We start from the raw sequence: 5,624 nt of genomic DNA on the forward strand, positions 1-5,624 counted from the left end.
GCGCCTTCGGTCACCACGGCATTGGCGCAGACCACCGGGAAATCCGCCTGCGACAGGGTTTCCTGAAGCCAGTCCAGCCCAAAGTTGAACTCGTGATTTCCAAGCGCTGCGGCGTCATAGCCAAGGTGGTTCATCGCCCGGATCACCGGATGCGCGCCGCGCCATCCCTGTTGGCTGTGCGGGGTCAGGTCGCTCATCGGCGTGCCTTGCAGGAAATCGCCGTTTTCCAGCAGGACACAGGCCCCGTCCTTCACCTCGGCGCGTGCAGCGGCAATCAAGGTTGCCAGCCGTGCAAGACCATAGGGAAGACCGGGGGTGTTGGTGAAATAGTCAAACGGGAGGATATGGCCGTGCACATCGGTTGTCGCCAAAATGCGGAGCGACGTTCTGTTGTTGTCATCGGGGGGCGATGGTCGCCCCGGTTGATCAGGTGTCGAACGGGTCAAATTTCCAAAGCCCTTTGTCGAGGGGGCATCCTCGAAACGTCTGGTTAGTTCACTCAGGTCACTCGGCAACGGTACAAATAAACGATCAATATCCCGAATCTGTCATGCAATCGCGGATGGCGCAATACACTATAGGTTGTTAAGGGTGGTTGCTTTGCAGTTTGAGATGCCTGGCTCTTGAATTGTCGGCCCATGCGTTGTGTAGATGAAGAAACGAAGATTGGGGCGCGACGATGCAACAGGCGGAAACAGTGACATTCGGCGGCTCCGGTCTTGACCGGGCCGATGATCTGCGCGGTAACGAGGCGGCGCTTGCGGTCGCTTGCGCCGAGGGGCGCGCCACTGCGGTCGTGCTGTGGCGGGGCAAGCCCTTGGTGGCGGCCGATACGTTTGACGTGTTGGTTCGGGTGCCGGTCGATCACCCGGTTCTGGCGCTCTACAACGTGCCGCCGATCCTGCTGGGGCGCGAAGAAAGCGGCGACCTGGTGTTTGCCCATGACATATCCGCCTGGGTGCCGCCGGGGCTTGAGCCGGATCAGCTTGATAGCTTTCTGGATGCCTCCGAGCAATCTCATCCGGACCTGCCCGAGGGCGCGGTCTTTGCCGAATTGCGCCGGGTGATGACCCATCTCGATGCGCGCGACGCCGAACTGGCGGCCACGGCCAAGGCGGTGTTCACCTGGCATCTGAGCCATCGCTTCTGTGCCCGCTGCGGCGCCGAGAGCCGGATGATTCAGGCCGGGTGGCAACGCGCCTGCCATAGCTGTGGTGGTCAGCATTTCCCGCGCACCGATCCCGTCGTGATCATGCTGATCACGCGCGGCAACAAGGTGCTGATGGGGCGGTCGCATCCCTGGCCCGAGGGCATGTATTCGCTTCTGGCCGGCTTTATCGAGCCGGGCGAGACGATCGAGGCCGCGGTGCGCCGCGAAGTCTGGGAAGAGGCGGGCGTCAAGGTCGGGCAGGTCAGCTATCTCGCCAGCCAACCCTGGCCATTCCCGGCCTCGTTGATGTTTGGCTGTCGCGGTGAGGCGCTCAGCGATGAGATCACCATCGACCCCAAGGAAATCGAAGACGCCATGTGGTGCACACGCGAAGAGATCATGCAGGCCTTTGCCGGGCAACACCCGTTCATGCTGCCAGCACGTAAAGGCGCAATTGCACATTTTCTTTTGCACAACTGGCTTGCCGATACTCTGGATTGACGCGACAATACGGCCGCGCAATTGGCAGTACATAAAGGGCAGAACCGATGCAGTTCAGCACCAAGGAAGACATCGAGGCGCCGATCGAGACGGTTTTTGCCGAAATTACCGATTTTCACGGCTTTGAGCGCTCGGCCCTGCGTCGTGGCGCAGAGGTGCGCCGGATTGATGAGCGCACAGAGCCGGGGGTTGGTATGGCCTGGCACATCGGGTTCAAGATGCGTGGCAAGCCGCGAGAGGTCGATATGCAGGTCAGCAATTATGACTGCCCAAACGGCATCACCCTGTCGTCGTTGTCACCAGCCATGGGCGGTGACATGGTGATCGACCTCGTGGCACTGTCGCGTGGGCGCACACGGATGTCGGTCGATATTACGCTTGAGCCGAAAAACCTTGCCTCCCGGCTTTTGGTGCAATCGCTCAAGCTGGCGCGTGGCAATCTGACCAAACGCTTCAAGCTGCGTGTCGCCGAATATGCGATGGATGTGGAAGAGCGTTCCAAGCGGAGCGTGTGAGGCGTCGCAGCACCGGGGCCTGCCAAGCCGATCAGTGTGCCGGTCCCGTTTTGTGGCGGCCACGTAAGGCCCGACAGGCGCGACGGAAATTTGCTTTTTTGAGTGGATAGCCCTAACCTCGATAATCTGCCGAGGAGGGCTGTTCATGAAAATAGCGGTTGTGCAAGAACCACCTGTCTATCTGGACAAGGCGAAATCAATTCACCGTGCCGTTGACCTGATCGCCAAGGCCGCGTCGCAGAGTTGCGGTCTGATTGTCTTTCCGGAGGCATGGCTCCCCGGATATCCAACATTTGTCTGGAGGCTCTCCCCCGGAGCCGACATGAAGAAGACCGATGAGCTTTACGCCCTTACACAGAAAAACGCGGTGGATCTCAGCAAGGACGATCTGGCACCGATCAAGGAAGCGGCCAGGGAAAATGCCATAGTCGTCGTGATGGGGCATCAGGAACTGGACGGTACGCTAAGTGGAAGCACTGTTTTCAACAGTGTGGCGATCATCGACGCGGATGGGAAGATTCTGAACAATCATCGCAAGCTCATGCCGACCAATCCGGAACGAATGGTCTGGGGCTTTGGCGACGGGTCAACACTGAACGTTGTCGAAACTGCGGTTGGCAGGGTCGGCGCGTTGCTGTGCTGGGAAAATTATATGCCGCTTGCCCGCTTCGCCCTCTATGCGCAAAATATAGACATTTATTGCGCCCCGACTTGGGATAGTGGCGCGACATGGCTTGCCACGATGCAGCATATCGCCCGTGAGGCCGGATGCTGGGTGGTCGGCTGTGCAACGGCCATCGAGGTCTCGGATGTGCCGGATTCGGTGATCTATCGTGACGAGTTGTTTCCAGATGCCGGCGAATGGATCAACCCCGGCGATGCGGTGGTTATGGAGCCCTTTGGCGGGCCGGTCGCTGGCCCGATGCACAAGGAAAAGGGGCTTTTGATTGCTGACATTGATGTCTCTGCCGCACGGGCTTCGCGCCGCAAGTTCGATGTCACGGGGCATTACGCAAGGCCCGATGTCTTCAAGCTGACTGTGAACCGGACGCCTCAGTCCCCGATCGACTTCGACTAGGGGCGAAGTCGATCTTTTAAGCTCCGCCTCGCGCGTCTTGCCTTTCCTTCCCTGACGCCCCGACCGCCCTAGTGGCGGCGGGGGTCGGCCGGGTAAACGCCCAGGATGGTGATGTCCGAGGTGAAATAATCCAGCTCGTCAAGCGCACGGGCGACTGCCGGGTCGTCGGGGTGGCCTTCGATATCGGCATAGAACTGCGTCGCGGTGAACGATCCGCCTACCATATAGCTTTCCAGCTTGGTCATGTTGATGCCATTGGTGGCAAACCCGCCCATCGCCTTGTAAAGCGCCGCGGGAATGTTGCGCACCTGAAAGACAAAGGTTGTCATCATCCCGTCACTGCCCCGGCGGGTGAAATCCGGCTCTCGCGCCATCACCAGAAAGCGGGTGGTGTTGTTGCCCTGATCCTCGATCCCTTGGGCGAGCACATCCAGCCCATAGATTTCACCGGCCAGTGCACTGGCGAGGGCGGCCATCTCGGGCTGTGCGGCCTCGGCGACATGGCGGGCCGATCCGGCGGTGTCGGCGCCGGTCACGCGATGAATGCCGTGACGCTCAAGAAAGGCGCGGCACTGGCCCAGAAGCATGGTGTGGCTCATCGCGCTTTCCACCTGGTTAAGGCGTACGCCGGGCAGGGCCAAAAGGCTGATCTGCACCCGCACGAAGGCCTCTGCGATGATGTGCAGCCCCGATTCGGGCAACAGGTGGTGAATGTCCGCCACACGCCCGAAGGTCGAGTTTTCGACCGGCAGCATCGCCAGCTCTGCCTCGCCGTCCCGCACGGCGGCGATGGCGTCTTCAAAGGTGCGACATGGCAATGCCTCAAGCTCTGGATAGGTTTCTAGACAGGCCTGATGCGAGTAGGCACCCGGCTCTCCCTGAAAGGCAATGCGCTTGTTCATGAACAATTTCCGTATTTTTGGCCCTCTCGGGCGTTTGGTCGCGGAAACTACACCTTGCGCCCGCATAGGGGAAGCGGATAGATACGCCGCCAAAGACAGTTTAAATGGAAACGGGCCTATGTTCGACACAATGACACTTACCAAGACCGTTGGCGCGCTTTGCGGGGCCCTTCTTATCTTTCTGATGGGGAACTGGGCCGCAGAGACAATTTACTCTATGGGCGGCGGTCATGGCGACGAGCACGCACAGGGTTACATGATTGAGACCGGTGCCGAAGAAGGTGGCGAAAGCACTGCCGATGAAGGCCCGAGCTTTGGCGAGCTGCTGTTGGCGGCGGATGCGGGCAAGGGCGAAAAGGTCTTTGGCAAATGCAAGGCCTGCCACAAGCTTGAAAAAGGCGAGAATGCAACCGGCCCCTATCTCTATGACGTGGTCGGGCGCAACGTGGATGCCGCCGAAGGGTTCGGCTATTCCGGCGCGCTGGAAGCGGTGGCCGAGGTCTGGACGCCGAAGAACCTCTTTGACTTCCTTGAAAACCCCAAAGGCTATGCGCCGGGCACCACCATGGGCTTTGCCGGTTTGAAGAAAGCCGAAGACCGGGTGAACCTGATCGCCTATCTCGATGAGGTGGACGGTGTCAAATACGTTGACCCGAATGCCGGTGCTGAAGAAGCCGCTGCCGAACCTGCCGCTGAGGAAGCTGCTGCCGAGCCTGCCGCTGAGGAAGCCGCTGCCGAGCCTGCCGCCGAGGCCTCTGATTTTGCCGCAATGGTTGCTGCCGCTGATATCGAGGCTGGCAAAAAGGTATTCCGCAAATGTGGCGCCTGCCACAAGGTGGAAGACGGCAAGAATGGCGCTGGCCCGCATCTTTTCGGTGTGGTCGGTCGCGACATCGCTGGCGTTGACGGCTTCAAATATTCCGACGCCTTGGCCGGGACTGAGGGAGAGTGGACCCTTGATAACCTCAACGCCTGGATCGAAAACCCACGCAACTTTGTCGCTGGCAACCGCATGGGCTTTCCGGGGCTGAAAGACGAACAGGACCGTGCCAATGTGATCGGTTACCTGCAAAGCGTCGCCAACTAAGCCTCGCAGCATTGCATCAAGGCCGCCACCCAGCCGGGTTGGCGGCCTTTTTCATGGGCGACACAGGGATTTGCGCAGGCTTCGCGTGCTCAGTGCTTGAACAAGGCGCGGCGCCCTCTTAGCTTGCCCTGAACAGGAAAAGCGCCAGTTATGGGTGCGGCAGGAGGAAAATGATATGACCGGATACCACGCCCCGGCCAAAGCCCGGGCCCCCCATGTTTTTGCGCGGTTGCGCATTGCGACCGCCGTGATCGGCCTGTCTATTGCCGCGTTGCTGGCGCAGGCGGCGCTGGCGCAGGACAAGGTGATCACCTCGCACGGTTATTCCTATTTCGGTGATCTGAAATACCCCGCAGATTATCCGCATTTCGATTACGTGAACCCCGAGGCG

At 59.9% G+C, this 5,624-nt stretch carries 5 protein-coding genes and 2 pseudogenes; 5 read left to right on the forward strand and 2 right to left on the reverse strand.

Annotated elements, in window-relative coordinates; translation table 11 throughout:
• Positions 1-446: pseudogene (locus QZ522_RS17385) on the reverse strand (2',3'-cyclic-nucleotide 2'-phosphodiesterase); the annotation flags it as partial.
• 233 nt (positions 447-679) lie between these two features.
• Here QZ522_RS17385 and nudC point away from each other — a divergent pair.
• The 3 genes from nudC (at position 680) to QZ522_RS17400 (ending at position 3,244) form a co-directional block, all read left to right on the forward strand.
• Positions 680-1,651 carry an NAD(+) diphosphatase gene (gene nudC / locus QZ522_RS17390; RefSeq protein ID WP_294614574.1) on the forward strand — a complete coding sequence of 324 codons (972 nt, stop codon included), beginning with the start codon at positions 680-682 and terminating at the stop codon, positions 1,649-1,651.
• A gap of 47 nt (positions 1,652-1,698) precedes the next feature.
• A complete protein-coding gene (locus QZ522_RS17395) occupies positions 1,699-2,166 on the forward strand; it encodes an SRPBCC family protein (protein WP_294614578.1) in 468 nt (155 codons plus the stop codon).
• 145 nt (positions 2,167-2,311) lie between these two features.
• Complete coding sequence (locus QZ522_RS17400) at positions 2,312-3,244, forward strand: carbon-nitrogen hydrolase family protein (RefSeq protein WP_294614581.1); 933 nt, start codon at positions 2,312-2,314, stop codon at positions 3,242-3,244.
• A 68-nt stretch (positions 3,245-3,312) separates the two neighbouring features.
• Here QZ522_RS17400 and QZ522_RS17405 read toward each other — a convergent pair whose 3' ends face one another.
• On the reverse strand, positions 3,313-4,146 hold the full coding sequence (locus QZ522_RS17405) for a prephenate dehydratase (RefSeq protein WP_294614584.1): 834 nt from the start codon (positions 4,144-4,146) through the stop codon (positions 3,313-3,315).
• Positions 4,147-4,264: 118 nt separating this feature from the next.
• On the opposite strand from QZ522_RS17405, the gene QZ522_RS19095 reads away from it, so the two are divergent.
• Both QZ522_RS19095 and QZ522_RS17420 read left to right on the forward strand, forming a co-directional pair.
• The gene (locus QZ522_RS19095; RefSeq protein ID WP_365353894.1) at positions 4,265-5,233 is read left to right on the forward strand and encodes a cytochrome c family protein; all 969 of its coding nucleotides are present in this window, start codon (positions 4,265-4,267) and stop codon (positions 5,231-5,233) included.
• Between the two features lie 175 nt (positions 5,234-5,408).
• Positions 5,409-5,624 (forward strand): annotated as a pseudogene (locus tag QZ522_RS17420) (ABC transporter substrate-binding protein); the annotation flags it as partial.

This window comes from uncultured Roseovarius sp., assembly GCF_913054395.1.
Lineage (GTDB): Bacteria > Pseudomonadota > Alphaproteobacteria > Rhodobacterales > Rhodobacteraceae > Roseovarius.